Source organism: Massilia rhizosphaerae (assembly GCF_016093545.1).
Classification (GTDB): Bacteria; Pseudomonadota; Gammaproteobacteria; order Burkholderiales; family Burkholderiaceae_D; genus Telluria; species Telluria rhizosphaerae.
Map to the genome: position 1 here is coordinate 427,775 of NZ_JADKYX010000004.1, position 26,263 is coordinate 454,037.

General features: G+C 64.9%; 26 protein-coding genes. 11 read left to right on the forward strand and 15 right to left on the reverse strand.

The genetic code is table 11. The annotated features are described in order from the left end of the window. The first annotated feature begins 62 nt into the window (after positions 1-62). Complete coding sequence (locus tag ISF28_RS09685) at positions 63-362, forward strand: DUF4224 domain-containing protein (RefSeq protein ID WP_198116944.1); 300 nt, start codon at positions 63-65, stop codon at positions 360-362. Between the two features lie 420 nt (positions 363-782). Continuing rightward, the gene (locus ISF28_RS09690; protein ID WP_198116945.1) at positions 783-1,763 is read left to right on the forward strand and encodes a P63C domain-containing protein; all 981 of its coding nucleotides are present in this window, start codon (positions 783-785) and stop codon (positions 1,761-1,763) included. A gap of 56 nt (positions 1,764-1,819) precedes the next feature. On the opposite strand, the gene ISF28_RS09695 is transcribed toward ISF28_RS09690, so the two are convergent. The 6 genes from ISF28_RS09695 to ISF28_RS09720 form a co-directional block, all read right to left on the reverse strand. Next, on the reverse strand, positions 1,820-2,233 hold the full coding sequence (locus ISF28_RS09695) for a DUF3761 domain-containing protein (protein WP_307727429.1): 414 nt from the start codon (positions 2,231-2,233) through the stop codon (positions 1,820-1,822). Continuing rightward, positions 2,146-2,337 carry a hypothetical protein gene (locus tag ISF28_RS09700; RefSeq protein WP_198116947.1) on the reverse strand — a complete coding sequence of 64 codons (192 nt, stop codon included), beginning with the start codon at positions 2,335-2,337 and terminating at the stop codon, positions 2,146-2,148. The genes ISF28_RS09695 and ISF28_RS09700 overlap by 88 nt, the downstream gene beginning before the upstream one ends. A gap of 94 nt (positions 2,338-2,431) precedes the next feature. Continuing rightward, positions 2,432-3,868, reverse strand: a complete 1,437-nt coding sequence (locus ISF28_RS09705) for a tyrosine-type recombinase/integrase (RefSeq protein ID WP_198116948.1) — start codon at positions 3,866-3,868, stop codon at positions 2,432-2,434. A 911-nt stretch (positions 3,869-4,779) separates the two neighbouring features. Continuing rightward, positions 4,780-5,205, reverse strand: a complete 426-nt coding sequence (locus ISF28_RS09710) for a hypothetical protein (RefSeq protein WP_198116949.1) — start codon at positions 5,203-5,205, stop codon at positions 4,780-4,782. 104 nt (positions 5,206-5,309) lie between these two features. Continuing rightward, entirely contained in the window at positions 5,310-5,552 is a 243-nt protein-coding gene (locus ISF28_RS09715) for a hypothetical protein (RefSeq protein WP_198116950.1), read from the reverse strand. Between the two features lie 32 nt (positions 5,553-5,584). Further along, a complete protein-coding gene (locus ISF28_RS09720) occupies positions 5,585-7,831 on the reverse strand; it encodes a TonB family protein (protein WP_198116951.1) in 2,247 nt (748 codons plus the stop codon). 374 nt (positions 7,832-8,205) lie between these two features. Here ISF28_RS09720 and ISF28_RS09725 point away from each other — a divergent pair, with 374 nt between their 5' ends. Next, positions 8,206-9,411 (forward strand): GGDEF domain-containing protein, encoded by a 1,206-nt coding sequence (locus ISF28_RS09725; protein ID WP_198116952.1) that lies wholly within the window; start codon positions 8,206-8,208, stop codon positions 9,409-9,411. 8 nt (positions 9,412-9,419) lie between these two features. On the opposite strand, the gene ISF28_RS09730 is transcribed toward ISF28_RS09725, so the two are convergent. Then, the gene (locus tag ISF28_RS09730; protein WP_198116953.1) at positions 9,420-9,893 is read right to left on the reverse strand and encodes a lipocalin-like domain-containing protein; all 474 of its coding nucleotides are present in this window, start codon (positions 9,891-9,893) and stop codon (positions 9,420-9,422) included. Positions 9,894-9,987: 94 nt separating this feature from the next. On the opposite strand from ISF28_RS09730, the gene ISF28_RS09735 reads away from it, so the two are divergent. Together ISF28_RS09735 and ppc are read left to right on the forward strand one after the other, a co-directional pair. Beyond that, the gene (locus ISF28_RS09735) at positions 9,988-10,839 is read left to right on the forward strand and encodes a LysR family transcriptional regulator (protein WP_198116954.1); all 852 of its coding nucleotides are present in this window, start codon (positions 9,988-9,990) and stop codon (positions 10,837-10,839) included. A 220-nt stretch (positions 10,840-11,059) separates the two neighbouring features. Further along, on the forward strand, positions 11,060-13,807 hold the full coding sequence (gene ppc, locus ISF28_RS09740) for a phosphoenolpyruvate carboxylase (protein ID WP_198116955.1): 2,748 nt from the start codon (positions 11,060-11,062) through the stop codon (positions 13,805-13,807). 238 nt (positions 13,808-14,045) lie between these two features. On the opposite strand, the gene ISF28_RS09745 is transcribed toward ppc, so the two are convergent. Continuing rightward, positions 14,046-14,336, reverse strand: a complete 291-nt coding sequence (locus ISF28_RS09745) for a hypothetical protein (RefSeq protein ID WP_198116956.1) — start codon at positions 14,334-14,336, stop codon at positions 14,046-14,048. Continuing rightward, positions 14,333-15,043 (reverse strand): LexA family transcriptional regulator, encoded by a 711-nt coding sequence (locus ISF28_RS09750; RefSeq protein ID WP_198116957.1) that lies wholly within the window; start codon positions 15,041-15,043, stop codon positions 14,333-14,335. Before ISF28_RS09750 ends, ISF28_RS09745 begins: the two co-directional genes overlap by 4 nt. A gap of 125 nt (positions 15,044-15,168) precedes the next feature. Between ISF28_RS09750 and ISF28_RS09755 the strand changes: the two genes are divergently transcribed. Both ISF28_RS09755 and ftsH read left to right on the forward strand, forming a co-directional pair. Beyond that, positions 15,169-15,357 carry a holin gene (locus ISF28_RS09755; protein WP_370663409.1) on the forward strand — a complete coding sequence of 63 codons (189 nt, stop codon included), beginning with the start codon at positions 15,169-15,171 and terminating at the stop codon, positions 15,355-15,357. Between the two features lie 285 nt (positions 15,358-15,642). Further along, entirely contained in the window at positions 15,643-17,541 is a 1,899-nt protein-coding gene (gene ftsH / locus ISF28_RS09760; protein WP_198117000.1) for an ATP-dependent zinc metalloprotease FtsH, read from the forward strand. 41 nt (positions 17,542-17,582) lie between these two features. On the opposite strand, the gene ISF28_RS09765 is transcribed toward ftsH, so the two are convergent. The 6 genes from ISF28_RS09765 to ISF28_RS09790 all read right to left on the reverse strand — a co-directional run bounded on the left by ISF28_RS09765 (position 17,583) and on the right by ISF28_RS09790 (position 23,404). Further along, entirely contained in the window at positions 17,583-18,704 is a 1,122-nt protein-coding gene (locus tag ISF28_RS09765) for a glycosyltransferase family 9 protein (RefSeq protein ID WP_198116958.1), read from the reverse strand. Then, a complete protein-coding gene (locus ISF28_RS09770; RefSeq protein ID WP_370663410.1) occupies positions 18,701-19,270 on the reverse strand; it encodes a D-glycero-alpha-D-manno-heptose-1,7-bisphosphate 7-phosphatase in 570 nt (189 codons plus the stop codon). The genes ISF28_RS09765 and ISF28_RS09770 overlap by 4 nt, the downstream gene beginning before the upstream one ends. Beyond that, positions 19,261-19,977: an SDR family oxidoreductase gene (locus tag ISF28_RS09775; RefSeq protein ID WP_198116959.1), complete on the reverse strand. Its 717-nt coding sequence runs from the start codon at positions 19,975-19,977 to the stop codon at positions 19,261-19,263. Before ISF28_RS09775 ends, ISF28_RS09770 begins: the two co-directional genes overlap by 10 nt. 2 nt (positions 19,978-19,979) lie before the next feature. Continuing rightward, complete coding sequence (locus tag ISF28_RS09780; RefSeq protein WP_198116960.1) at positions 19,980-21,308, reverse strand: glycosyltransferase; 1,329 nt, start codon at positions 21,306-21,308, stop codon at positions 19,980-19,982. A gap of 9 nt (positions 21,309-21,317) precedes the next feature. Next, a complete protein-coding gene (locus ISF28_RS09785; RefSeq protein ID WP_198116961.1) occupies positions 21,318-22,322 on the reverse strand; it encodes a glycosyltransferase in 1,005 nt (334 codons plus the stop codon). Between the two features lie 194 nt (positions 22,323-22,516). Beyond that, the gene (locus tag ISF28_RS09790) at positions 22,517-23,404 is read right to left on the reverse strand and encodes a hypothetical protein (RefSeq protein ID WP_198116962.1); all 888 of its coding nucleotides are present in this window, start codon (positions 23,402-23,404) and stop codon (positions 22,517-22,519) included. Between the two features lie 300 nt (positions 23,405-23,704). Here ISF28_RS09790 and ISF28_RS09795 point away from each other — a divergent pair, with 300 nt between their 5' ends. From ISF28_RS09795 to ISF28_RS09810, 4 genes are all read left to right on the forward strand, one after another. After that, the gene (locus ISF28_RS09795; RefSeq protein WP_056440301.1) at positions 23,705-23,944 is read left to right on the forward strand and encodes a KGG domain-containing protein; all 240 of its coding nucleotides are present in this window, start codon (positions 23,705-23,707) and stop codon (positions 23,942-23,944) included. Positions 23,945-24,099: 155 nt separating this feature from the next. After that, positions 24,100-24,501 (forward strand): hypothetical protein, encoded by a 402-nt coding sequence (locus ISF28_RS09800; protein WP_370663411.1) that lies wholly within the window; start codon positions 24,100-24,102, stop codon positions 24,499-24,501. 108 nt (positions 24,502-24,609) lie between these two features. Further along, a complete protein-coding gene (locus ISF28_RS09805; protein ID WP_198116963.1) occupies positions 24,610-25,734 on the forward strand; it encodes a M14 family metallopeptidase in 1,125 nt (374 codons plus the stop codon). A gap of 12 nt (positions 25,735-25,746) precedes the next feature. Further along, complete coding sequence (locus ISF28_RS09810) at positions 25,747-26,223, forward strand: CYTH domain-containing protein (RefSeq protein WP_198116964.1); 477 nt, start codon at positions 25,747-25,749, stop codon at positions 26,221-26,223. The last annotated feature ends 40 nt before the right edge of the window (positions 26,224-26,263 follow it).

Sequence of the window (26,263 nt, forward strand, 5' to 3'; positions counted from 1 at the left end):
TTCGACGCATCTCCGTTGCGACAAGTAAAATCGTTGGATGAGTTAGCCAATTAGATGAATCTATGATGTTCCTGACTGAAGACGAAGTTAAAGAATTGACCGGCATGAGTCGGCGGGCGTCTCAGGCAAAGGTGCTCAATTCCCTCGGTATCATTCACAAGACCCGCCCGAATGGATCTCTTGTCATCCTTCGCAGTCACGTTGAGCAAGTGCTCTCGGGCGGGAAGTCGGAAGAAAAACATCGATGGGCGACGGAGCCTAACTTGAAAGCATTCGAAGACCAGCCGACTAAGCATGCGCGGAGAAAAAAGGAGCGGGCGGAGGCGAAGGAGGGCACTAACCAAGAAAGAGCGCGCAACTAAAGAAGCCCGCGACGGAAATCACCGATACGATGATTAACGATGTTATGGCCCGGGTCGCAGTAGTAAAAGAGTCGACGGCGAAGAGTGCGTATCGTAGGCTCGACGGCCTGGGCGGGACGATACCAAGTAAGCTGCCACCCAGCGGCGGTTTCCTGGTGAAGGCGGTTGTTTCGCTTACTCAGAAGTCATCACCTATCCCGGACTTTGTGTTACGCCAGGCTCGGCGCTACCGCGGACGTAAGCCGGCGCCATGGGCGTAAAAAAAAGCCCGCTCGCGGCGGGCTGATGGGACTGTCGCTACAGCACCGGTGCCGCAACCTAATGATTGTGCAATTTGCTAGCATTAATTATGCAGCAATGCTTGCAAAATCTTTGGCACGCCTATACCATGCTAGCATCAACAACAGAAAGGATGCTTGCATGAGCGCTTCGAGGAAGAACCCGCAGAAGGCCAAGGGTGCTATTGCCCTAGCAAACTCGATGACCCCAGACGAGCGAAAGGCGCGCGCAAAACGTGCGGCGCAAGCTCGTTGGGGCGAAAAGCCATTGCTAGCGATCCGCAAGGGCAACTTTGAGGAGAGCTTTGGCATCAATGTCGATTGCTACGTGATTGATGACGCTCAGCGAACAGCTGTTATAAGTCAGACGGGTATGGCCATGGCGTTGGGCTTGTCACCACGAGGGAACTCGTTCCCAAGCTTCATCAACAGCCAGGCAATGGCCGAATCCATCGGCGGCGAACTTCGAGAAAAGCTGGACAAAACCCTTTTAATTCAATGGGGTACAGGCGGCGGCGACCAACCGCCAATCATCATCCACGGCCACGACGCGTCTCTGCTAATCGATGTTTGCAACGCCATCGCTGACGCTCGCCGCAGAGGGCGCTTGAATAAGCGCTACGACAAAGTGGTGCAGCAAGCGGCAATCATCAATGGGGCATCAGCCAAATCTGGTATCAAATTTCTGGTCTATGCGCTCACGGGATACCGCCCTGAAGTCGAGGAGGTCATCCAGGCGTTCAAAATCTATGTCCAGGAAGGTGCGCGAGAATATGAGAAGGAATTCCCAGATCAGTTATACGAACACTGGTATCGCCTGTATCAACTCACAAAGCCTGTTCGAGGGCGCCCATGGAAAGCTAAATTCCTAACGGTGGACCACGTTTATCACCCGCTTGCTCGCAGTAACGGAAAGATTCTTGAACTGACACGGGCGCTCAAGGCCAAGGGCGAAAGTAAGAACGCCAAGCTACATACCTTCTTGTCGGATCTTGGTGTCAAAGCTCTGCGTACACACCTGGGGCAGCTCCTCGGTATTGCGGGGATTTCTAAGTCTGCGCAAGAATACGAGCAGCACGTCAGGACCCTGTTCGGCGATCAGCCTGACTTGCCCGGCGTGTGAGGGTCGATAGAAAAGTAGACAATTTCACTCCCCGCCGCGAGCGGGGATTATTTTTGCTACAGCCAACTCTCTACGCCACCATGATGCGAACACGTTCCTCGATGGTGCTGGCTGAAGCTATACGTCCCATCTCGGCACTTCGCGCTCGCGCCGGCCGGCACCTGGTCGTGCGTCGATCGTGCAGGGGAGTGAATCTCATGCCCGTCTTTGGCTTTGTAGTGGCGGTGCGACAGTAGCTCAGCTTCGTGGGGCTCGGTCGTCGACATCGATGCGTCAACCGGAGCTGCAAGCTGATGCTGCGGTAACGGCGCCAGATCTGGCGCGCGCTGGGCCTGTGCGAAAGTTGCGGCGAGGACGAGCGCTAGCCCGAGAACTCCGGCCCTCATGTGCGCTCGCGCGGCCAGGTGCTGAATGCGAAAACCCACAGCATGATGAAGTTCAGGACAGGCACAAAGCTGAGAAGGCTCCATGCGCCGGAAAAGCCTGCTTTCGATACGATGCGCCAGACCGGTACGATGTAGGTGCTGAAGAGAAAGAAGATGATCAGCCAATGCCAAATGGTGAGAGAGCCCATGATTTCCCCAAAGTCAGATGTCGCGTAAGCGATTACTTTTAGGAATGATACGCTGTCAATCTGGCAAAATACTCGCAAATTGTCACAGCCGTTCTTACGCCGCAGCGCGTCCAATCAGGACGACGTTCGATGCCCCATCGTTTGGCTGCAGAAGTTCGAATAGTCGTGCGCCCAGAACGCGCCACGCTTCACGTTTCTCGCTGGCGTAATCATGGTGTAGGTAGTGGCGGCGCACCTTACTGCCCTTTAGCACGTGGTTTTGGCAGCGGTCGATAGTGTCGAGTGGTACACCAAGAGCCTGCATCATCGTGGCACCAGTGCGACGCAAGTCATGGGGCGTCCATGCCCCGTTCCTCCCGTCGGCTACGACGAGTGTGTTGTCGCTGCGGCGCTTTTGCAATGGCGCAGGCGCCTTTCCATCCTTTTCCTTCTTGAACATCGCCTGACGGTCGCCGATCTGCTTCGTCATCGACTTGGTGTCGATGTGATGCTTGTCACCATACGATGGGAAACACCAGTCAGAATGGCCGGTCAGCGCGTACAGCCGTTGAAATTCGGTCAGCGCAAAAGGAGACAGGTAGACTCGCATGTCTGCCAGGCTGCCTTTGACGTTCTCTTTTGGGATGAACCACTCGCCGGCAACCAGGTCAACGTGCTCCCATCGGGCCATGCTCAGCTCGCCCACCCGACAAAGTGTCGACAGCATGATCCAGATCCCGCGTTGGGTTGTTCTTTCTAGTGGCCGTCGAGCGACGCGCTTGTTTAGCGCGTTCGCATACTCGTCCTCAGCCAGTCGCAGCAGATCGCGCAGCTCGACAATCTCGTCCTGCGACAGAATCCGATCGCTCTGGTTGGTGAGGTCGTAATCAGGCGACACAATCTTGTCGATCTCGATCAGGTCCATCGGGTTGCCGTCGACCATAAGCTTGCGCCATGGCTGACGCTTCTGGGCCCAGGCGAACATCTGGGTCAGGCTGTTGCGTGCGACGACAGCCGTTCGGTTGACGCCGCGGTCAACCAGCGCCCGTAGGACCGCGCGTATATCGTGCTCGGTCACTGCCTTGATGGCTACGCGGCCCAGTCCGGGCAGGATGTCGGCGACAAACAGGCGCTTGAGCTGCGCGTTCCCGTCCTTCCTCCGAACGCCATCCGTCATCCAGGCATCGAACATGTCTAACACGGTCAAGCCCTCAACGCGCTTGGACTCGATCTCGGCGAGCTTGGCCGCGACGGCTTCCTGTTTCTCGTGACGCGCAACCTTCTTATCCGCGCCTGGGTCTATTCCGTCGGCCACCTTCGATCGAGCGATGTCGCGCTGCATGCGGATCGCCGAGAGACCGTCCGAAGGCCAAGTGCCGCAGGAATAGTCCTTCGACTTCCCGTCGAACCTGTAGCGATAGTAGAATGAGATTGCAACTGAGCCATCCGTTTTGATGCGCACGCGACCGAGCAAGCCACCGTCGTCGCGCACCGTTGTCCCCGCCTGATCAGGCCGGATTGCCTCAAGAGTTCTTTGTGTGAGTTTTGCCATTTGGGTGCAAGGGGGCGGGGTTAAAATTTTTTACCCCTACAATTACCCCTACAGTTTACTTGGCTCGTATGGTACAGCTTGGGACGTCACGGAACAATGGCATTATCTAAGTGCGTGAATTTAAAGGATATATTTTTCTTAGTGGCCGCTCATGAAATTTCCTGGGACGATGAAGGAATTGCATGGGGTGCACGTGGTCGGAGGTTCGAATCCTCTCGCCCCGACCAATGAATTCATTCAGACCAGCCGCGGGCTGATCTGACGAATTAGGCCAGCTTTCGAGCTGGCCTTTTTCGTTTTGGGCCGTCCTGGTAAGAAATTTCACTTGTCTCGGAGGCGCGTCAACGCGTCGTGCTTGCGTCACCTGCGCACGTCGTGCGGCACACGGCGTAGATGGCTGCTCGCGAAAACGTCGGAAGCGCTGGACTCAAATCGCGTCGCGATCCGCCTGATGGTCGAATCCCACCGTGCGCGTAACACGCGTATTCGGCTCAATCTTGCATGACGAAGGCGCCGGCAGCAGCGATCCGCACATTCACGTCGACCGACGCCGGACAGGACGCTGTTCGACATCGGAGCCAACCGGCATGAGCCTGCTGGGCGTTGCGCTCGACCACGGCGGGAAGCGACCCATTGCGAACGTCTGCCAAGACGTTCTCTTTGTAATGATTGACACGGCTGGCTTGCAGACGCTTTTGTAAAGAAGGCAGGACGCGCCGGTAGCTGCAGGACTGGTCATCGCTACATCAACTTCTTCTTGAGAAACCTCGTCCAAACGACGGACTGCCGTGTGGGCTCCAGCGTTGGAGCAGAAAAAGATCCGGGAGGCTTCGTTGACGATGTCAATGTCGAGCTCGTTTCAAATCTTCGCCCGCATGTGTTTTAACCGAAGCTATCCTGAGATCATAGAACTATTGAAACTGTTGCTGACCAAGTTGGATGAATCTTTGGAATTGTTGGTCATTAAGCGCCTTTACTTCTTCGAGAACTTTAGGGAAGCGTTGTGCCACCGCGCATGCGTCATTTTGATACGGTTTAGTATCTACAAAAAATGCCTTCAGAACTGCAATTTTCTTTCGCTGGATTGCAACTACTTGTTCATCGACCATCATTTCGCTTATTGCAAGAAAAGCGTCTGCTTTTCCGCACTTTCCCTGCTCCATGCAATGCTTGGCGCGCTCAAAAAGCTTCTTGTAGGTGACTTGGCCAGCTTGGGCGCTTGTGAGAGCGCCCATCTCTTTCATCTGGGCGTCCAACCGTGTGACGCAATCAGCTTGATCCTGCGCGAATGCAATTGAAGTCAGACTAAAAAGCCAGATAGTTATCAATTTTTTCAATTTTTTCTTCTCCAATAGTGCGGTTAGAACATGCGGAATGACGGTTACTGGCCTAGGATTCAATTGGCGAACGCAACGAACCCGAAGGGGCAATCGTGCGTGCCTTAAAATGCTCGGCCGAATTTCTTGACCGTGGCCCCCAACTCCTTTTCCAATTCCGGGTGAGCAGCAAAAACGCTTTGTAAAATTTGTCGACCGATTTCGGCAGATGCCGTTGCGATCCCCACGCTGAGTTGGCGATATTCCCCTTCATCACAATGTTCTTTCAGCAACGGAAGAAGATTGTTGAGTTCCCCTGAACTGCGGAAAGCGGTAAGTGCTACTAATTTCGCTAGTTCTTTTTCCATATCAACTCACTTTGCAAAAACGTGCAGCGCCGTCATTGACCGGCCGTGGCACCCGTGCGCAGCAGTTCGATCTGGTCGCCGACGACCTGCAGCGCTTCGCCCAGTTGCACCCGAGCGATATCGGCGTCCGCCGTCCCGTCGTTGCCGGATGGCCGCGTTCGGGCGCGCAACATCGCCTGATACGACGTGTCCGCCGCCGTCCTGGTCTCATGGCGCCGCGACAGCACCGGCATCACAGCCTTCAGCTCGCCGCGCGGGCTGAATTCGACTGGTTTGATGGGCACGGCCGGAAAAGCGAGCTGGTGCGCAATACCGCTGGAATCAGGCACACCGGGGATGCCGATGTCCGGGATGATGCCGGCCTGTTCGAAGGTTTTTCCGCTCACGCGGTACGCCTGTGCCACGGTCATCTTGAGCGTGCCGTAGTGCTCGGACCGGTTCGGCGCGAAGCGGTCCAGGGAAATCATGGTCTGCACGCTGGTGCGGCCGACGCTGGGATCGCCCATCACAAGGCCTCTGCCATGATCCTGCATCGCGGCGGCGAAGATTTCCGTTGCAGCGGCGGAGCGTTCGTCGATCAGGACTGCCAGCGGGCCATCCCACGCAGGGGTGCCTGCGGGTGCGAACTTCACGTTCACATTGGTGTCGAGTTCGCGTTGCTGCGCAACCGGCGCACCCGGCAAAAACAGTCCGGCAAAGTCGACGGCGTCGGCGAACGATCCGCCCCCGTTCCTGCGCATGTCCAGCAGGACGGCGTCGGCGTGCTGCGCCTTCATGGATGCCAACAGTCCCGCGACGTCGCGCGTCATGCTGGCGTAGTCGCTGACGCCGGCGCGTTTTGCGGCGAAGTCTTCGTAAAAGGCGGGAATCGTCACGACGGCGATACGATAGTCGACCCCGCTCCGGTCGAGTACCTCGAGCTTCGCCGCGGCATGCCGAGCATTGGCATGGCCGGACACCGGATTGCGTACCAGCGCGACGCTGCGCGGCGCGCTTCCGGCTGGGGCATTGGCCGGGCTGACGGACAGCACGACTGTCGATCCCGGCAAGCCACGCATCAATGCCACGACGTCGCTCAGGTCCCAGCCGACGACGTCGGTCACCGGCTGGCCGGCCCCTTGTGCCACCCCGACGATACGGTCGCCGACATGCAGTTGCCCCGAGCGCCAGGCAGGGCCGTCGCCGACCATCTCGTAGGCCGTGACCCATTCGCCCTGCTTTTTCAGCGTCAGCCCGACGCCGACACGGCCAGGCGCCTCGACGCGAGACGGCGCTGGTCCCGGCGGGGCGAAATAGGCGCCATGCGGATCGAACGCGCTCACGTAGGCGTTCATGAAGAGTTCGAAAGCGTCGCGTCTGCTCAGTGCCCGGAGCCGGGCCAGTTGGTTGTCGTTGCGACGGGTCAGGGTCGCAACGATGTCCTTGTCGCTGGAGCCGGCGTTGCGCAAGCTCCGCACCGCATCCGCCGCGCGCTGGCGCCACAGCGCTTGCCGCTCGGCGTCCGACGCCGGCCACGGCGCGTCGGCCGGCCGCGGTCCTGGTGCATTGCCGTCCAGGGCGCTCAGCGGTCCGCGGAGGGCGTCTCCGGTCCAGGCCATCATCGCCATCCTGCGCGCGAACATCTGGTCGAACATGGCGAACGCCGCGGCGAGCTGCTTGCTGTCGCCGTTGCCGGCAAGCTGTTCGCGCTGCGGCTCGAGATTCGCGATGTCGGACCGGGTGAACAGCATACGATCGGGATCGAGCGCCTTCAGGTAACGGTCAAGAACAGGTGCGCTCGCATTGGACGTCTGCACCTCGGGTCTGTACCGGTAACGCGCGAGGACGCGGGCGGCCCACAGGAATGCCTGTTCCTGCGTACCCGGCGACATGGGAGCTGCTCCCGCGCCGCCTACCCCATCGATGCTCCACACGTATTGAATGGGCAACCAGGTTGCCGCATCGGTCATGGCGCCCGCCGGCGCGAAGCGGCATGCCGCAAGCGCGGTGCGGGCCGCCTGGTCCAGGCCTTCGTAGCCGCTCGACCTGGCGATCTTCGAATCCTTGACGGTCCCGTCCGGAGCGACGAGGAAGAGAACAGTCACCATGCCCACGTGCTCCGCACGGAGGTCGGCTTTCGGGTATTCGGGCTTGGCGCACGTGCGAAAGTCGATCAGGCGCGGCGACCTGGGCTTGGCAGCTTCCTCCGCGGCCCGCAGCGGCCCGGCGGTCGCCGCCAGAACGCTTGCGATAGCGGTCATCGCGATACTTGCGGTGGCTTTCCGGCCGATCCGAATCATGAGGTGTCCTTTTAAAAACGTTGGGCATCATTGATCCTCGCTTTGCGAGATCGACGAGATCGACGAGATCGACGAGATCGACGAGATCGACGAGATCGGCACTGCAAAGCCAGCTCAATAACTATATGTAAAGACATAATTGCACGAATATGTCCATATAGCAACATTCTACGGCGGAGGGCGGCCGTTTTGGGCATTTGTCGCACGGAAATTTGTCGCAGCCGCCCAGCAATTTCAGTATATTGATCGCCAATAAATACATCAGCGATCCGTCAATGATCCGTCGACCCGCGCGAGCAATGACGATAGTCCAGTCCCTGGTTGGATTATTGTTGATTTTGACGCCCACATTATTGGTCTGGCAGCACCTCGGCATGACCCGTGTCTTCGAGATCTCGCCCCGGCACCCCTATGGCGCCACCGTGGCCGACGATCGTCACGAGCACGGCGCGTCGGTCGCGTCGCTCGTGCGCACGAAGGACGCGCTCGTCATGCGCTGCGCGCTGCGCGCCGGCTTTGCGTGGCCATTCTGCAAGCTGCAATTCCACCTGGGGGAGGACGGCAAAGGGATGGACCTCAGCCAGTTCGACTCGGTGACGTTCGACATGCGTTATTCAGGCACCGGGCCGAGAAAAATCCGGCTTCACCTGACGAATTTTGAACCGGAATTCTCCAAAGTCGGCGACTGGAATTCGCAGCGGTACGACTCGGTCGAATTCGACGTTCCGGCCCAGACGACCTTCACGATTCCGATCAACGTCCTGCGCACCGCGGACTGGTGGATCACGGAATACAATGTCCCGCTGGACAAAACCTATCCGCGGCTCGATAACGTCACGGCGGTGGAGATATCGACGGGATCGGTGCCGACCGGCCAGTCGATTACGATCGAGTTGCGGTCGCTCGAGTTCCGCGGCAAATGGATATCGAATACCAGGCTGCTGACCTATCTGGTGTGTGCGTGGATCGCATGCGGCTTGCTGGGACTGTCGCTGAGCCTGATCCACGTCCGCTCCAGTCTCTCCGCCAGCAATGAGCGCCTGGAACTGCTGGACGCCATCAACAAGGCGCTGGAACTGGAAGCGCGCGACCTGGCCAACCAGGCCCAGACCGATCCGCTGACCGGCGCATTGAACCGCCAGGGCCTCAGGGAAGTGTTGATGCGGCGGCTGCACGTCGCCGGTCACGTCGACGAGGAGATGGCCGTCGTGTTCATGGATATCGACCACTTCAAGCGGGTCAACGACCAGCACGGCCACGACGCCGGCGACGAGGTCTTGAAGCGCTTCGCCGCCATCATCCGCGGCGAAGTGCGTTCGAGCGACAAGCTGGTGCGCTGGGGCGGAGAGGAATTCCTGCTCCTGTGCCCGGAGACCGACGTGGCGCATGCCGTGAGGATGGTGGAAAAGCTCCGTGCGGCGCTGGCGGCGCGGGCATGGCCGCACGGGTTGCGCGTCACGTCATCCTTCGGCGTCACGTCGCTGAAGCCGGACGAAGACTTCGGCGCGTCGATCAAACGGGCGGACGGCGCGTTGTACCTCGCAAAGGCGAACGGCCGCAACCGCGTGGAAGTCGCCTGACGGGGCGCTCAGGGCATGCGCCGCCATACCGAGATCGGAATCCCGCCGTCCGGCCGCGCCGGCACGCGGTAACGCAGTTCGTCGCCATGCAGCTCGAAGCTGCGCCGCTGCACGGTGCCTTCCCAGTTGGGGAACGATGCACCTTCGATGCGGAACACCAGCTGGCCGTCTTCCAGCGCGACGGTGCCGTAGTGCGTGCTGGACCCGAGCACGGCGGCGCGCAATTCGTCGCTCGTGCCGGCCGCCTTGTCCGCGGACGCGAAGCGCGGGCGCTCGGCCTTGAAGATCTGCAGCGCGTAGCGTCCCTGCGCGTCGATGAACAGGCGGCCCTTGGGGGCGGCGCCGTAATCGCGTTCGATGCTGCCGTCGGGACGCTGGACGTCGGCCGCGACGAGGGTCCAGCTGCCCGCCAGGTCGGCCACGGCGGCGTGTGCGGCGGGGGCGGCGCCGGCCAGCACCATGGTGGCGATGTGCTTGTTCATGTCGTTCTCCTTTCCGATGAAAACGTCAGCGTAGCGGCGCGACCGGCTGAACGGAATTCCCGGAATCCGCACCTGTTCCGTGCATAATTGCACAATGCAGACACCTGACTGGGACGACCTCCGCTTTTTCCTCGCGCTGTGCGAGGCCGGCACGTTATCGGGCGCCGCGCGCGCGACGCGTGTCGAGCACACCACGGTGGCGCGCCGCATCGACGCGCTCGAAACCGCGCTGGGCGCGCGCCTGTTCGACCGGTTTCCCAAGGGCTGGTCGCTGACGGCGGCCGGCACCGCGCTGGTGCCGCACGCGCGCAAGGTGGAAGAGGACATGCACGGCCTGCTCAACGTGGCGCGCGGTGCGAGCGAGGTGGCCGGCGTGGTGCGGGTCTCGGCGCCGCCGGCGTTGGCGGCGTGTTTGCTGGCGCCGCGCTTGCGCTTGCCCCTGTCGCGTTTGCCCGGCGTGGAAATCGACTTGCGTGCCGAAGCGCGCACGACGGACCTGATGCGGCGCCAGGCCGACATCGCGCTGCGCTTCGCGCGTCCGACGTCGCCGGGGCTGGTGGCGAAGGTGCTGGCGCACGTCGACTACGCCTTGTATGCGCATGAAGACTACGTCGCGGGCCGCGTGCCCGCGCAATGGGAATTCCTCGGTTACGACGAATTGCAGGAGGACGCGCCGCAGCAGGCATGGCTGGACAAGCTGCGCGGCGCGCGCCGCTACGGCGTGCGTTCGAACGATCTGCTGACGCTCCTGCAGGCGGCGGTCGCCGGCTGCGGCGTGGGCGTCTTTCCGCGTTACGCGGCGGCGCGCGCGCCCGGACTGGTCGTCCTGGCGCCAGCCTGTCCGGTGCGCCGCAAGCTCTGGCTGGTCATGCACGACGACGTGCGCCGCGCGCCGCACGTGCGCGCGGTGGCCGACGAGATCATCGCCATGTTCGAGCCGGAATAGGGTCTCGTTTCCCCATGTGTAGCATTTTTTCAACCAGCATCAACGAACTGAGCAATGTTTGTAGTAAAATTTCATAACATTGCATCTCATGCCGAGCCGCCACGCCTGGACCGGGCCGTATATACAGGATATATGCGCGCCGGCATAGTTTGACCGATGCTTGCTTTGTAAATTATTTACATCTGCGTCGACCACGGCGCATCGATCTGGAGAGCTTGGAATGAGCGTTGAAGAGGCACGGAACTTCAAGGAAGAATTGCTGGGACGGGACATCCGTCAGTTGGGCCGCATGCTGGGGGAAACGATCCGGGCCCAGGAGGGCGACGGGGTGTTCGACCGCATCGAGTCGATCCGTAAGAGCGCCATCGGTTTCCGGCGCGATCAGGACGGCAGCGCGCACGAGGAACTGGCGGCCATCCTCGCCGGCATCTCGTCCGACGAGCGCACCCAGTTGATCCGCGCCTTCACCTATTTCTCGCTGCTTGCGAACATCGCCGAAGACCAGCACCACATCCGCCGCAGCCGCGCGCACCTGTCCGCCGGCTCGGCGCCGAAGAAGGGCAGCATCGCGCATGCCGTCGGCGGCGTGTTCGACGCCGGCCGCATGGACGACCTGCCGGCCTTCTTCGACAACGCCCACATCAGCCCCGTGTTCACGGCGCATCCGACCGAAGTCCAGCGCAAGAGTGTCCTCAATTGCCAGATGGCGATCGCGCGCCTGATCGGCGAACGTGACCGCACGCAGCTCACGCCCGACGAAGAGCAGGACAACGACGAAGCCCTGGCGCGCGCCATCCTGACGCTGTGGCAGACCCGCTTGCTGCGTCCCGCCAAGCTGTCGGTGCTGGACGAAGTCGAAAACGGCCTGTCTTTCTTCGACTACACGATGTTCAGGAGCCTGCCGCGCCTGTACTGCGCCCTCGAGGACACGCTGGCGCAGAACGATGCCGGGTGGGCCGACGTGGAGCTGCCGTCGTTCATGAAAGTGGGCAGCTGGATCGGCGGCGACCGTGACGGCAACCCGTTCGTCACCGCGGACATCCTGCGCGCCACGCTCAAGGCGCAATCGACGCGCGCGCTGGACTTCTACCTGCCCGAGCTGCACACGCTGGCGTCGCAGCTGTCGCAGGCGCAGTCCCTGTGCGGCAGCACGGAAGCGCTGCGCCGCATCGCCGAACGTACGCCGGACAACTCGCCGCACCACCAGGACGAGCCGTACCGCCAGGCGCTGCACGGCATGCACGGGCGCCTCGCGGCGACGCGCGACCGGCTCGTTGCCGGCGCCGCCGAGCCGGCCCCCGCGGCCTACGCCAGCGCGTCCGAGCTGCTGGCCGACCTGGACGTCATCCACGAATCGCTCGTCGCCAACGGCGCCCGCCCGCTCGCGCGCGGCCGCCTGCGCACGCTGCGGCGCGCCGTGAAGGTATTCGGTTTCCACCTCGCGCCCGTCGACCTGCGCCAGAACTCCGACGTGCACGAGCGCGTAGTCGCCGAACTGCTGGCGCAGGCGCGCCCCGGCGTCGATTACCTGGCGCTGGACGAGGGCGCGCGCCGTGCCGTTCTGCTGGAAGAGCTGCAGACGCCGCGGCTGCTCGTCTCGCCGTTCGAAACGTATTCCGACGAGACCGCGTCCGAGCTGGCCATCCTGCGCGAGACGAAGCGCGCGCACCTGACGTACGGCCGCGACGCCGTCACGAACTACATCATCTCGAAGGCGGCGTCCGTCTCCGACCTGCTGGAAGTGGCCGTGCTGCTGAAGGAAGCCGGTCTGCTGCACCCGACGCTGGGCACGCTCGACGTCAACATCATCCCGCTGTTCGAGACGATCGACGACTTGCGCGCCGGTCCCGTGATCATGGGTGAGGCGTTCGGCCTGCCGCTGTACATGCGCCTGCTGCAATCGCGCGAGCGCCTGCAGGAAGTCATGCTGGGCTACTCGGACAGCAACAAGGACGGCGGTTACGTGACCTCCGGCTGGGAGCTGCACAAGGCGGAGCTGGAACTGATCGCCGTGTTCCGCGAACACGGCATCAAGCTGCAGCTGTTCCACGGCCGCGGCGGTTCGGTGGGACGCGGCGGCGGTCCGAGCTACGAAGCGATCCTGGCGCAGCCGCCGGGCGCCGTGCAGGGCCGCATCCGCCTGACGGAGCAGGGCGAAGTCATCACTGCAAAATACGCCAATGCCGACGTGGGCCGGCGCAACCTGGAAGTGCTCGTCGCCGCGACGATGGAAGCGACGCTGCTGTCGCACGCCCAGCCGCAGCCGGACGCGGAGCAGGTGGCCGCAATGGACCGCCTGTCCGCCGAAGCGCTCGCCGCCTACCGGTCGCTCGTGTACGAGACGGACGGCTTCGAGACCTATTTCTGGGAGTCGACCGTCATCTCGGAAATCGCCGGCCTGAACATCGGCAGCCGTCCGGCGTCGCGCAAGAAATCGCGCTCGATCGAGGACCTGCGCGCGATTCCCTGGGTCTTCAGCTGGGCCCAGTGCCGCCTGATGCTGCCGGGCTGGTACGGTTTCGGCACGGCCGTGGAACGCTTCCTCGCGGACGCGCCGGCCGAGCGCCTCGCGCTGCTGCGCAAGATGTACCGGGAGTGGCCGTTCTTCACGACCTTGCTGTCGAACATGGACATGGTGCTGGCGAAGAGCGACATCGCCATCGCCAGCCGCTACGCGGAGCTGGTGGCCGACGCGGCGCTGCGCGACCGCATCTTCGGCCGCATCAGCGCCGAGCATGCGCGCACGGTCGACATCCTGCGCCGGGTCATGGAGCAGGACGAGCTGCTGGACGGGAACCCGCAGATGCAGCGTTCGTTGCGTAATCGTCTGCCGTACATCGACCCGCTGAACCACCTGCAGGTGGAACTGCTGCGCCGCTACCGGGCCGGCACGGACGACGACGCGACCCGCAGCGGCCTGCACATGTCGATCAACGGTATCTCGGCCGGCTTGCGCAACAGCGGCTGAAATTCGGGGTCAGGAAATTCGGGGTCAGAGCACTTTTTCTCGTGAATTCGGGGTCAGAGCACTTTTTGGTGCATGATCCGTGGGGAATGTGCGGCCGGGGAGAGATACGGGATAACCCGTTCGCTCGTTGGCTTTGCGGGTTGCGGTGGTTGGTTTGTTGCTAGACGGGACATTGATCAGAAATTCGCTCTGACCCCGAATTGATGCTCTGACCCCGAATTTGACCCCGAATTTGCGGCTAGAAGGGCGGCGGCTCGTTTGGTGGCGCCGGCGCGATGTCGAGGTCGATCACGGTGCGCGGCAGGTGCGCCACATCCTCGCCGGCGACGAGCGCCTGGGCCTGGAATGCCGCGTGCGCCCGCACGCCGTGCCGGTGCACGGCCACGAGCATTACGGGCAGGGTGGGGAAGTGGGGGCGCAGGCGTTCCAGCAGGACGTCGCCGACGCCCGGCGCGACCCAGGCCGGCGGCGCGAAGGCCAACGCCACGCGCACGCCTTTCAGCTCGGCGAGGGCGACCTCGAGTTTCATATCCGGTCGCTTTCCTTGCGCACGACGCGGCCGAGCACGATGCACGCGTTACCCTGGCATAGCTTGCGGTGGAATTTGCGCTGGTCCGGATTGTCCGACGTGAGCCACCATTTGCCGGCGTCGCGCGACAGGCGCTTCACGACCGCCTCGCCTTCGTAGTTGAACGCATACACGGCGCCGTCCACGGGCTTGGTGTCGAGCGTGTTGATGATGACGATGTCGCCGGCATACAGCGACGGCTCCATGCTTTCGCCCTTGACGAGGATGGCGATCAGGTGGTCGGGATGGTAGTTGTGGCGCTCGATCCAGGTGCGGCGCATGCCGAGCGTGCCGCCGTCGCGGCGTTCCGGCTCCGTCTGGAAACCGGTGATCCCGGCCGACAGCCGCAGCTTGACCATGCGGATCTGGACGAATTCCGCGTCGTCATTGTCGAGCGCGCGCACCGGCATGCCGTCCTTGAGGCGGTGAAACGGGGCCTGGCGCGGATCGCCCTCGCCGGTCATCAGCCAGATGTGCGAGAACCCGAGTTCGCGCTCGATGTTCAGCGCGTAGCGGATGTCCATCGACTTGATTTTCCCCGTCAGCCACTGGTTCACGACGCTCTTCGAGGCGCCCGAAGCTTTGACGAGGCCGGTCTGGCCCCGTTCGCCTTCCAGTTGCGGCACGGTGCGGTAGATGTGGTCGAGGCGGTCGGTTAAGGGGTTCATGTTAAGTATTCTAAACTCAATTGAGTTTAGTGTTCTTGACGTTGATCAGTTTAGAGTTCTATACTCTACGCCACTTGCCGGGCATTGTGAAGGGGGGAGCTATGAGCAGACCAAGTATCTTGGGCGTGGCCAGCTACGTCGCCGGTATGGCGTCGATCGGCGCGTCGTTGACCCTGGCGGACGTGGGTACGGCTGTCGGCATCGCGACAGCCGTGCTGACCTGCCTGACCAATACCGTGTACACCTACCGTCGCGACCGGCGTGAGCAGCGCGAGTGCGAAGCGCGGCTCGCGCAACTCGAGCGACCGTCTTGAGCGCACGCGTTCCGGCACGTGGCGTAGGATCGGGAATGGGCGCGATTTTGATTCAAATCAAAGCCAACACAGCGTGATCTGTCAGACAGTGGACCGGGAGCGGCGCGCTTCCGATGCCCGGCGGCGTGTCCGATGCGGCGCGCCGGTCGAGCGGCGCGGGGAGGTTGCGTGAACGATATGTCCGATAGCAGGAATACGCCGGCCGGCGCCGATCCACGCGGCGCCGATGCGCCGAACAAGGCGCCGAACAACGCGCCGAACAACGGCAACCCGTCGTTCCGTCCCATGCTGTGGTACTGGCTGTTTGCCATCGTGCTGTTCATGCTGTTCCAGTCGGTGACGGATTTCGTGACGTCGTCGCCGCTGGCGTACAGCGAATTCAAGCAGCTGCTGCACGACGGCAAGGTCAACGAAGTCACGGTGGGGGAGACGAGCGTGTCCGGCACCCTCAAGTCCGGCGGGCTGGACGCCGTCCTGCCGCGCAACCGGGTGGAGTCGATCAAGTGCGGTGCGGACGGGACGTGTCCATTCAGCACTGTCCGCGTGACCGACCCCGACCTCGTGAAGGATCTCGACGCGGCGCACGTGCGCTATTTCGGCCAGCAGCGCAGCGAATGGTTGAGTACCTTGCTGGCGTGGGCGCTGCCGTTGCTGCTGCTGTTCTGGATGTGGGGCGGGCTCGCCAAGCGGGGCGGCGTGGCGGCCGGGTTGTTTGACGTGGGCAAGAGCCGGGCCCGCGTCTATATGCAGAGCAAGACGGGCGTGACGTTCAACGACGTGGCCGGGATCGACGAGGCGCGCGACGAGCTGATGGAGATCGTCGAATTCCTCAAGAACCCGCAACGCTACCGGCGCCTCGGCGGACGCATCCCGAAAGGCGTGCTGATCGTCGGGCCGCCCGGCACGGGCAAGACCTTGCTGGCCAGGGCGGTGGCGGGCGAGGCCGGGGTGCCGTTCTTTTCGATCAGCGGCTCGGAATTCGTCGAGATGTTCGTCGGCGTCGGCGCGGCCCGCGTGCGCGACATGTTCGTGCAGGCGCAGAAAGTGGCGCCCTGCATCATCTTCATCGACGAGCTCGACGCGCTGGGGCGTGCGCGCGGCGTGGCGGGCGTCGTCGGCGGCTACAACGAGCAGGAGCAGACGCTCAACCAGCTGCTCGTCGAGATGGACGGCTTCGACACGAACAAGGGCGTGATCATCCTCGCGGCCACCAACCGTCCCGAGATCCTCGATCCTGCGCTGCTGCGGCCCGGCCGCTTCGACCGCCACATCGCCCTCGACCGGCCGGACCTCAAGGGCCGCCAGAAGATCCTGCAAGTGCACGCCCATCAGGTCAAGCTGGCGCCCGACGTGGATCTTGCGGCCGTGGCGGCCAAGACACCCGGCCTGGCCGGCGCCGACCTCGCCAACCTGATCAACGAAGCGGCCCTGCTGGCCGCGCGGCGCGGCAAGGAGCGGGTCGAGCGGAGCGATCTCGACGAGGCCGTCGACCGCGTCGTCGCGGGCATGGAAAAGCGCTCGCGCCTGATCAATCCGATGGAAAAGGAAACGGTGGCTTTCCACGAAGCGGGGCACGCCGTGACGGCGGAGTTCCGGGCCCATGCCGACCGGGTGGCCAAGGTTTCGATCATCCCGCGCGGCATCGCGGCGCTGGGCTACACGCAGCAGTTGCCCACCGAGGACCGCTATCTGCTGAAGAAGAGCGAATTGCTGGACCGGATGGACGTGTTCCTCGGCGGGCGCGTCGCGGAGGAGCTCGTGTTCGGCGACCTGTCCACGGGGGCCCAGAACGATCTGCAGATGGCGACCGACCTCGCGCGCCACATGGTCGCGCAATACGGCATGAGCGAACGCGTCGGCCTGGCGACGTTCGAGCAGACGGCCAGCGCGCCGTATCCGCCGCTGGAGCGAAGCACGGCGTACAGCGAACGCACGGCGCGCCTCATCGACGGGGAGATCGCGCGGCTGCTCGACGACGCCCATCAGCGCGTGCTGGCCACCTTGCGCGAGCAGCGCGCTTTGCTGGACGCGTTGGCGCGGCAATTGCTCGAACACGAGACCGTCGAGCGGGACGCGCTGCAGGCGCTCGTGCGCGAGCACGCGGCCGCGCCCGCGCCCGCGACGGGCGATGTGGCGGCCCAGCCCGTACCGGAACACGCCGTGCGGCGCATGGCCGGCAGGTAGGTGGAATAACGGTCGGCATGGCCGCATCCTGGCGTCTCCCGTCAGGTGGGCACGGATGCGCCCGCCGCTGCGGCCGTCCGTCCCGGCGCGGATGGCGAGGACGCCCCGAGCAACTCGCACACGGCATCGGCCACTTGCTGCGGCGCGACGCCGGCCAGGCACGCTTGATGGCCTTGCGGGCACGTGCTCTTGTAGCAGAAGCGGCAGGGCACGTCGTGGAACAGGACGCGGCTCTGCACGTGCCACGGCGTGTGCTGCGGATTCGTCAGCGCGTACAGGTCGACGATGGGTGTGCCCACGGCGGCCGCCAGATGGGCCGGGCCCGTGTTGTTGGTGACGGCGACGGCCGCCAGCCGCAGCGCCGCGCCCAGTTCGCCCAGCGACAGGCGTCCCGCGAGCGAGACGGCCGGCACGGCGCTGGCGAACTGGATGGTGTCGATGAGCTCGACTTCCGCCGCGCTGCCCGTGAGCACGAGGGGCAGTTGCGGGCCGTGCGCCAGCAGGCGCAGCACGTGCGCCCACTGCGCGGGCGGATAGCGGCGCGAGGCGGCGCTGGCGCCCGGGTGCAGCAGGATCCACGGCCGGTCCGGATCGACGCCGGCCGTGGACAGGCGCATGCGCGCAGCGGCAAAGTCGGCCGGACGGGGTTGGAACGACAGCCCGGGCTCGGCCTTGCGGCACCCGACACGCTGCACGAGGGCCAGTTGGCGCTGGACTTCGTGGCGCACGAGGGTCGCCGGCTCGGGCTCGGGAATCCAGTCGGACAGCAAATCGTAGGGATTCTCGCGGCAATGGGCCAACCGCAGCGGGATGCCGGCCAGCTGGCACAGCAGCGCCGCCGGCAGCGCGCTCTGCGTGTAGGTGGTGAAGATCACGGCCGCGTCGAAGGCGCGCGCGGAGAGCGTGGCGATCAGCGCCGGGCCCGTCGGGTGCGGCTGCGGGGTCGCGGCCTTCGTCCAGGGCGCGTCCCACGCGATGGCGTCGTCCAGTTCGGGGATGAACGGTTGCGCGGCGGCGCCGGACGGCGAGCCCAGCAAGGTCAGCGACCGTCCCGGCACGGCCTGGCGCAGCGCCTGCATGGCCGGGGTGCACATCAGCACGTCGCCGAGCGAGTCGAGGCGCACGCACAGGACGCGCCGGGCCCGTTGCCAGGTGGCGGTCATGCCGGGTCTCCGTGGCTGGCGATCAGCACGGCGGCCGCGTACAGGTCGCGCGCGATGCGCGTCGGCACGCGGCGCGGGCCCAGCCGCCATTCCGTCTCGTTGCCGTTGTCGATGAGGATGGTGCGGCAGCCGGCCCGGTTGCCCGCCTCGACGTCGTGCAGGATGTCGCCCACCATCCACGATGCGCGCAAGTCGATGCCGTGGTCGTGCGCCGCCTTCAGCAGCAGGCCCGGCAGCGGCTTGCGGCAGTGGCAGGCGGCGGCCCAGGGCGCGACGGTGCCGTCCGGGTGGTGGGGACAAAAATAAAAGCCGTCGAGCGTGAGCTGTTCGCGCAACAGCAGTTCGCCCAGGCGGGTGCTGACGGCGTCCATCGCGGCCGCGGCGAAGCGGCCGAACGCGATGCCGGGCTGGTTGGTGACGACGAACAGGCGGTAGCCCAGCCGCATCAGCAGACGCAGCGCGGGACCGGCCCCGCGGCACAGGACGATGCGTTCGGGCTCGACGTTGTGCGGCAGGTCGTCCACGAGCGTCCCGTCCTTGTCGAGGAACACGGCTTTCATGGCCACGACGTTTCCCGCACGGGCAGGACGGTCAGTTCCGCGATCACGCTCTCGCGCGGCAGCAGCAGCGCGTGGCGGATCGCGAGGGCGACGCTGGCGGGATCCTGCAGCAGGGCCGGGTCGAGGTCGGGAAAGCGTTCGAGCAGGAACGGCGTGCGCATGCCGCCCGCGACGACGGCGGTGACGCGGATGCCTTGCGGGCGCAGCTCGGCATGCAGCGCATGCGACAGCCCCAGCAGGCCCCATTTGCTGGCGTGGTAGGCGCTGGCGTTCGGCCAGGCGCGCTTGGCCGCTGTGGAGGCGACGTTGACGATGTCGCCGCCGCCCTGCCGGCGCATGTGCAGGGCTGCATGCTTGGCCAGCAGGAACGGACCGTTCAGGTTGGTGTTGATGACGCGCAGCCAGTCTTGCTCGGACAGCTCGGACACGGGCAGCGTGACGTCCGTGCCGGCGTTGTTGACGAGGATGTCGATCCGGCCCATGGTTTCCACGCAGTGCTCGACGGCGGCGCGCGCGGCGTCGGGGTCGCCGACGTCGAGCTGCAGTGTCGGCATGGCCGCGTGCAGCGCGCCGGCGCGGATGTCGGCGGCCACGACGTCGCAGCCGTCGGCGGCCAGCAGGGCGGCGAGGGCGGCGCCGAGGCCGCTGGCGGCGCCCGTGACGAGCGCGACCTTGCCTCGTAGAGGTGCGTCGGTGGCGTTGGGATGGTGCATGCTCACTCCTGGGGTTGGGTCAGGTCGATGGGGGCGCGCACGTCGGCGAGGACGGCGGCATAGATGTCCGCCACTTGCCGGGCGACCGCGCGCCACGTGTAATGGCGGTAGGCGCGGCGCAGGCCGGCCTCGCCCATGGTGCGCGCGAGCAGCCGGTCGCGCTGCAGGTGGGCCAGGCGCGCCGCCAGCGCCTGCGGGTCGCGCGGGGGCACGAGGAAGCCGGTGGCGCCGTCCACGACAGTGCTCTTGATGCCGCCCACGTCGGCGCCGATGACGGGCCGGGCGCAGGCCATCGCTTCGACGGGCGTGATGCCGAAGGGTTCGTACCACGGCGTCGTGACGAACACGTCGGCCGCGCCATACCAGAGCCGCAGCGCCGCGCGCGGCTGCTGGCCCGCGAAACGCACGTGGGCGGCGATGCCCAGCGTGCGCGCGAGGGCGTGCAGGCGGGCCAGCTCCGCCCCGTCGCGTCCGCCCGGCTGCGCGTCGCCGCCGACGACGAGCAATTCCGCGTCCACGCCGTGCGCGGCGCGCACCTGCGCGATGGCTTCGATCACCGTGTCGACGCCCTTGCGCGGCACCATGCGGCCCAGCTGCAGCACGGTGAAGCGCTCCGGCGCCAGCGCCAGCGCGGCCCGGGCCTCGGCGCGGGGCATGGGCCACAGCTCGTCCGGATCGAAGCCGCATGGAGCGATCGCGATGCGCGCGCCGCTGGCGTCGTACAGGCGCTCCATGTCGTGCCGGTCCTGCGGGCATTCCGCGATGATGCGGTCGGCTTGCCGCATCAGCTCGCCCTCGATGCGCGTGCGCGCCGGCGGAAAGGCGTCGGCCGCGCCCTGGGCGAGGCGGCGCACGCGGCCCAGCGCGTGGAACGTGATCACGAACGGCAGGCCCAGCGCCTGCTTGAGGTGCCGGGCGACCATGCCGGACATGAAGAAGTTGGCGTGCACGATGTCGTACGGGATGGCCTGCTGGCGGGCGAAGCGGGTGGTGAAGCGGCAGAACGACGGGATGTGGGGCAGCATGTCCTCCTTGGGGACGTAGTGGGCCGGGCCGGCCGGCACGTGGATGACGCGCAGGTTCTCGCGCCAGCGCACCAGTTGCTTCTGCCGGATCGCGTCGCGCCGCGTGAAGACGTCGACGGCGTGGCCGGCCTGCGCCAGCTCGCGCGCCAGGTGGGCGACGTAGACGTTCTGCCCGCCGCAGTCGATGCTGCCCGGCGCCGCGAGCGGCGACGCGTGATCGCTGATGAGCGCGATGCGGCGCGGGCCGGCCGGGACGGCCGGATCGTCCGGGCCGGTTACGGCGGTCGGCTGGTCGTCGAGTTTCATGGCGATCGATCAGCTCGTCACGGCGCGCAGCGCGGCATCCCAGTCGGCGCTGAAGCGGGCGATGGCAAAGCGTTCGCGGGCGCGCCGGCGCGCCGTGTCGCCCACGCTGCGCGCGAGGGCGGCGTCCGCGAGGAGGGCGCGCATGGGGATGGCCAGCTGGCGCGTGTCCGTCATGGCGAAGCCGGAGACGCCGTGCTCGATCACGGTCGCCATTTCGGCCGTGGCGAGCGCGACGACGGGCATGCCGATCATCATGGCTTCGATCACGGACAGGCTGAGGCTGGAATAGCGGACGGGCGAGAACAGGAAGCGGTAGGCGGCGGCGAACGCGGGCAGTTGCGGATGGTCGATCTCGCCCAGCCCGCCCAGTTCCGTCGCGCCCATGCCGACGAGATCGAGGGGCAGCGCCGTGCGCAGCCGTGCGTACAGGTCGGCGCCCATGCGCCGGCCGCGCCGCGCCAGGTGGTTCGTGACCACGAGGCCCCGTTCCACGTCGCCGCGCCAGCGCGCGGCCTCCGGCACCGCGACGCCGTGCTCGATGACGCGCGTGGGCGTGCGGCCGCTGTCCCACATGAGGTCGTTGTACGGCGTGACGTGCACGAGCAGCACGGCGGGATCATCGACCGGGTGCCGCAGGTCGGTCGGCCACAGGGGGCGGCGCGTGCCGGGCGCGGCGCGGCCGTCGTCCGGCGCGTCGCGGTCGGCCGGCAGAGCGGGCGGATCGTGTTCGAGATAGATGCGCGGCAGCGCGCGCTGGGCGGGCGTCAGCAGCTCGTACTGGTCGCGTTCCCAGTGATGGTCTTCCTGGAACAGGATGCAGTCGAACTCGCGCGTGCGCGCCTGGTCGGCCGGGAGGTCGTGGACGTTCGGGCCGAACGGGAAGGGGCCGCAGCGGCCGCCGTAGCCGGGCGGGCGGCCCGGCTTGGCCAGCACGTGGAACTCGTGCGGCGCATGGGACAGGTAGTACAGGTAGCTGCCATGCGTGTGCCAGGTCAGGACGTTCAGGCGGCGCATGGCGCCTCCCCGGTCCGCGCCGCGGCGCAACCCTCTCGTGCAATCCCGTTTTCGTTTGGCATGCTTCGCTCGCGATCTGGCAATGTGTCAGCTTCGACCGCGAGCAAAATGGCTGGGTTCCGGAACTCGTCCGGCGCTTGAATCTGGATCAAGCGAGGAGGGACGCCGGCCGCGCGGGCCGGCGGAAAGCGGACTCAGGGCTTGGTCTTGAAGCCCGTGTCGTCGTCCATGTTCTCGTCGCCGTGCAGCTTGTTGGCGAAGCCGGGGCTGCGCGGATAGCCGCCGGCGGCGTCGTTCGACTTGTGCACCGGCGGGCCGCCCGCGGATGCGGTGGAGCCGGTCTGGGAACCCTGGCGGTCGGTGCTGTCCGCGCCCGTGTTGCCCGGCGAGCGCGGCAGGCCGCCGGCCGCGTAGTTGGATTCGTGCACGCCGCCGTAGTCGGACTCCTGGTTGGTCCGCGCGCGCGAGCCGGTCACCTCCAGCTGCGTGTTGCCGCGCTGGGCTTCGCGTCCGCCGGCGGCGCCCGGCCCCGGCATGCCGCCGCCCTGCGTCGAGGACGACGCGCCGGACTGGCGGTTGCCCATCGAGCCGCCCGGCGGCCGCGCCGGCAGTTCGCTGCGCGGGCCGTGCATGCCGCCGCCTTGCGTCTGCGTGGACGCCTGCAGGTTGCCGCGCACGACGTCACGGTGGATGTCCCGCTCCAGGGTCAGATCCACGCCCGTGTCTTTCGGACGGTGTCCGACGGGCTGTTCCAGCAAGCCGTAGGCGCCGGATTTCTGTTCCATCTGGCGCTGGTGGCTGTCCGTGATGCCCTGCACGGCGCCCGAGCCGCCGTTGATCTGGTTGTCCATCGAGCCGCCGGGGATGCCGGCGTCCTCGCCATACTCGCGGCCGCCGATGCCGCCCTGCGCACCCATGACGTCGCGCTGCTGGTTGCCCTGCTCGACGCCCGGGCCGCGCGGATAGGTGTGGTCGAGCGGCTGGCCATGGTCGGCGGTATCGCCTTCCGACCCGGGATTCCATTTCTCGTCGGCGCCGTTGTTCGTCTGGTTGTTCACTTCGCTGCGTTGGTTCGCGTCCATGATCGTCTCCTTTCGATCCAAACTGGAATGATGCGCGTCCACAGGAGACTTCAGTATAGGAAGACGTTGCGGGTATATGTAGGACGATTACCGACGAGTCATTTACGACTGGAAGTAGTGTTTCGATGATGCATTTTCTGTCTCACATTGTCCTACAAAGTCATCTGAATTGCTCCTATAGTCTCATCCAATCGGCATGCCTAAGATGTTTTCCGACCGAGCGCTCAACGGTGCATCCGACAGCATCGGCAGGCCTGCCGCAGGACGCGGCGGTTTCAACTGCAACGAGGAGAGAACATCATGGCATCCAGCAACCAAGGCAACAAGCAGAGTGGCGGTACGAAGAACCGAGGTTTCGCATCGATGGATCCGGAGCGTCAGCGCCAGATCGCCAGCGAAGGCGGCAAGGCCGCCCACCAGAAAGGCACCGCGCACGAATTCACCTCGGAAGAGGCACGTCGCGCAGGCAGCATGAGCCACGGCAATCGCCAATCGGCGTCGGGCTCGTCGCGCAGCTCGTCCAAGGGCAACAAGCAGTAACCCGGTGCGGGTGGGACGGCGGCACAGCCGTCCACCCTGCGCACGATTTCTCGCGGGGAGCGCAGGCTCCCCGTTTTGCATTTCTTTAACACAATTTCGAAATTGGATGGGGTAAAATCCTCGGGCTTTCAATCACTTAGCCATAGGAATTCGTCGTGAAATCAGCGGTCATCCGTCAAGTCAAGAGCATGTCCATGTCGTGCGACCGGGTCGGCAACCTCCTGCTGACCAAATTCTCCGCGCACGGGGCGAGCGACGTTGCCGTGTTCGTGCCGGCATCGATCGTGTTCTGGCTCCTCAAGCACCTGCCGGTCAACCAGGATCCGGCCCTGCAGCCGCCGCCGGCCGGTCCCCAGATCACCCAGTGGGACTGGGACAGTCCGAACATCCCGCGCGCGTTCACCGTGCAGTGCAAGGTCTTGCCGGGCAAGATCAGCATGACCTACAACCTCGACCGCAAGCCGGACCTCACCGTCGTCCTCGACCGCAGCAACGTCGAGCTGATGCGCCAGATCATGCTGGCCTACAGCAAGGATTTGATCGACCTCGACGCCTGAGCGGCGGCGCAACGGCAACGCGGCGGCAACGCCCGCCGCCTGTTTATGGCCGGCGGGCGTGGGCTCGGCTATCATGCGTTCTTTGACCGCTTTTCGAGGAACCAGCCCATGCCCATCAAGATCAGCCAGCTGTTCGATTCCGGTGCGATCGACGTCGTCGAGGCCACCGATCCGCGCCAGATCGACCTCAAGCTGCGCAAGGATTCTTCAGCCGACATCCACCAGTGGTTCCACTTCCGCCTGCAGGGCGCGCGCGGCAAGGCCTGCACGATCCGCTTCCTGAACGCGGGCCAGGCGACCTATCCCAAGGGCTTCGAGGGCTACCAGGTGGCGGCCAGCTATGACACGGAGAACTGGTTCCGCGTGCCGACGTCGTTCGACGGCCAGGTCTTGAGCGTCAACCACACGCCCGAGCTGGACAGCATCTATTACGCCTATTTCGAGCCCTACACGTGGGAACGCCACCTGCGCCTGCTCGGCGAAGTGGCCGAGAATCCGGTCGCGCGCGTGCACGATATCGGCACCACCGTCGACGGGCGCGACATGAACCTCGTCGTGATCGGCAATCCCCAGGCCGAGAAAAAGATCTGGGTCATCGCGCGCCAGCATCCGGGCGAGACGATGGCCGAGTGGTTCGTCGAGGGCATGATGGATGCGCTGCTCGACAATTCCAATCCGGTGTCGCGCAAGCTGCTGCAGCGCGCCGTGTTCTACATCGTGCCGAACATGAATCCGGACGGCTCGGTGCGCGGCAACCTGCGCACGAATGCGGCAGGCGCCAACCTGAACCGCGAATGGATGACGCCGTCGCCGGAACGCAGCCCGGAAGTGCTGTGCGTGAAGAACAAGATCCACGAGACGGGCGTCGACATGTTCTTCGACATCCACGGCGACGAGGGACTGCCCTACAATTTCGTGGCGGGCAGCGAGATGCTGGCCGACTTCACGCCGGAGCGCCTGGCCGCCCAGAACGCGTTCATCGAGCGCTACATGGCGGCCAGCCCCGACTTCCAGAACGTCTACGGCTATGCCGCGAGCAAGTACAACGAGGAATTGCTGACCCTGGCCTCGAAGTACATCGGCCACACGTTCAAATGCCTGTCGCTGACCCTGGAGATGCCGTTCAAGGACAACGCCAACCTGCCCGATCCGTACGTCGGCTGGAACGGCGCCCGCAGCGCCGCGCTCGGCGCCGCGATGCTGCAGCCGATCCTGCAATCGCTGGACGATTGAAGGAGACCGGACATGGGCGTCGAGATCGAACGCAAGTTCTTGCTGGCCAATGACGGCTGGCGCGGGCAGGGCATCCCGACGCGCATGCGCCAGGGTTACCTGGTGGCGGATCCCGTGCGCACGGTGCGCGTGCGCATCGAGGGCGAGCGCGCCGTCATCACCATCAAGGGCAAGACCACCGGGGCGTCCCGCGGCGAGTGGGAGTACGAGATTCCCGTGGCGGATGCGGTCGAGCTGCTGGACGGCCTGTGCGAGCAGCCGCAGGTCGAAAAGATCCGTCACCGCATCGAGAACGGGGGCCACACGTGGGAAGTCGACGAATTCCTCGGCCTGAATGCAGGGTTGGTCGTGGCGGAGATCGAACTCGGCGCCGAGGACGAGGCCTTCGAGAAGCCGGACTGGATCGGCCTCGAAGTCACGGGAGAAAAGCGCTACTACAATGCCAGCCTGATCCGGCATCCGTATGCGCAGTGGCACGACAAACCCTGACGCGCCGGCCCCGTCTTTCGAGAGGTGCGCGGCGCCACCG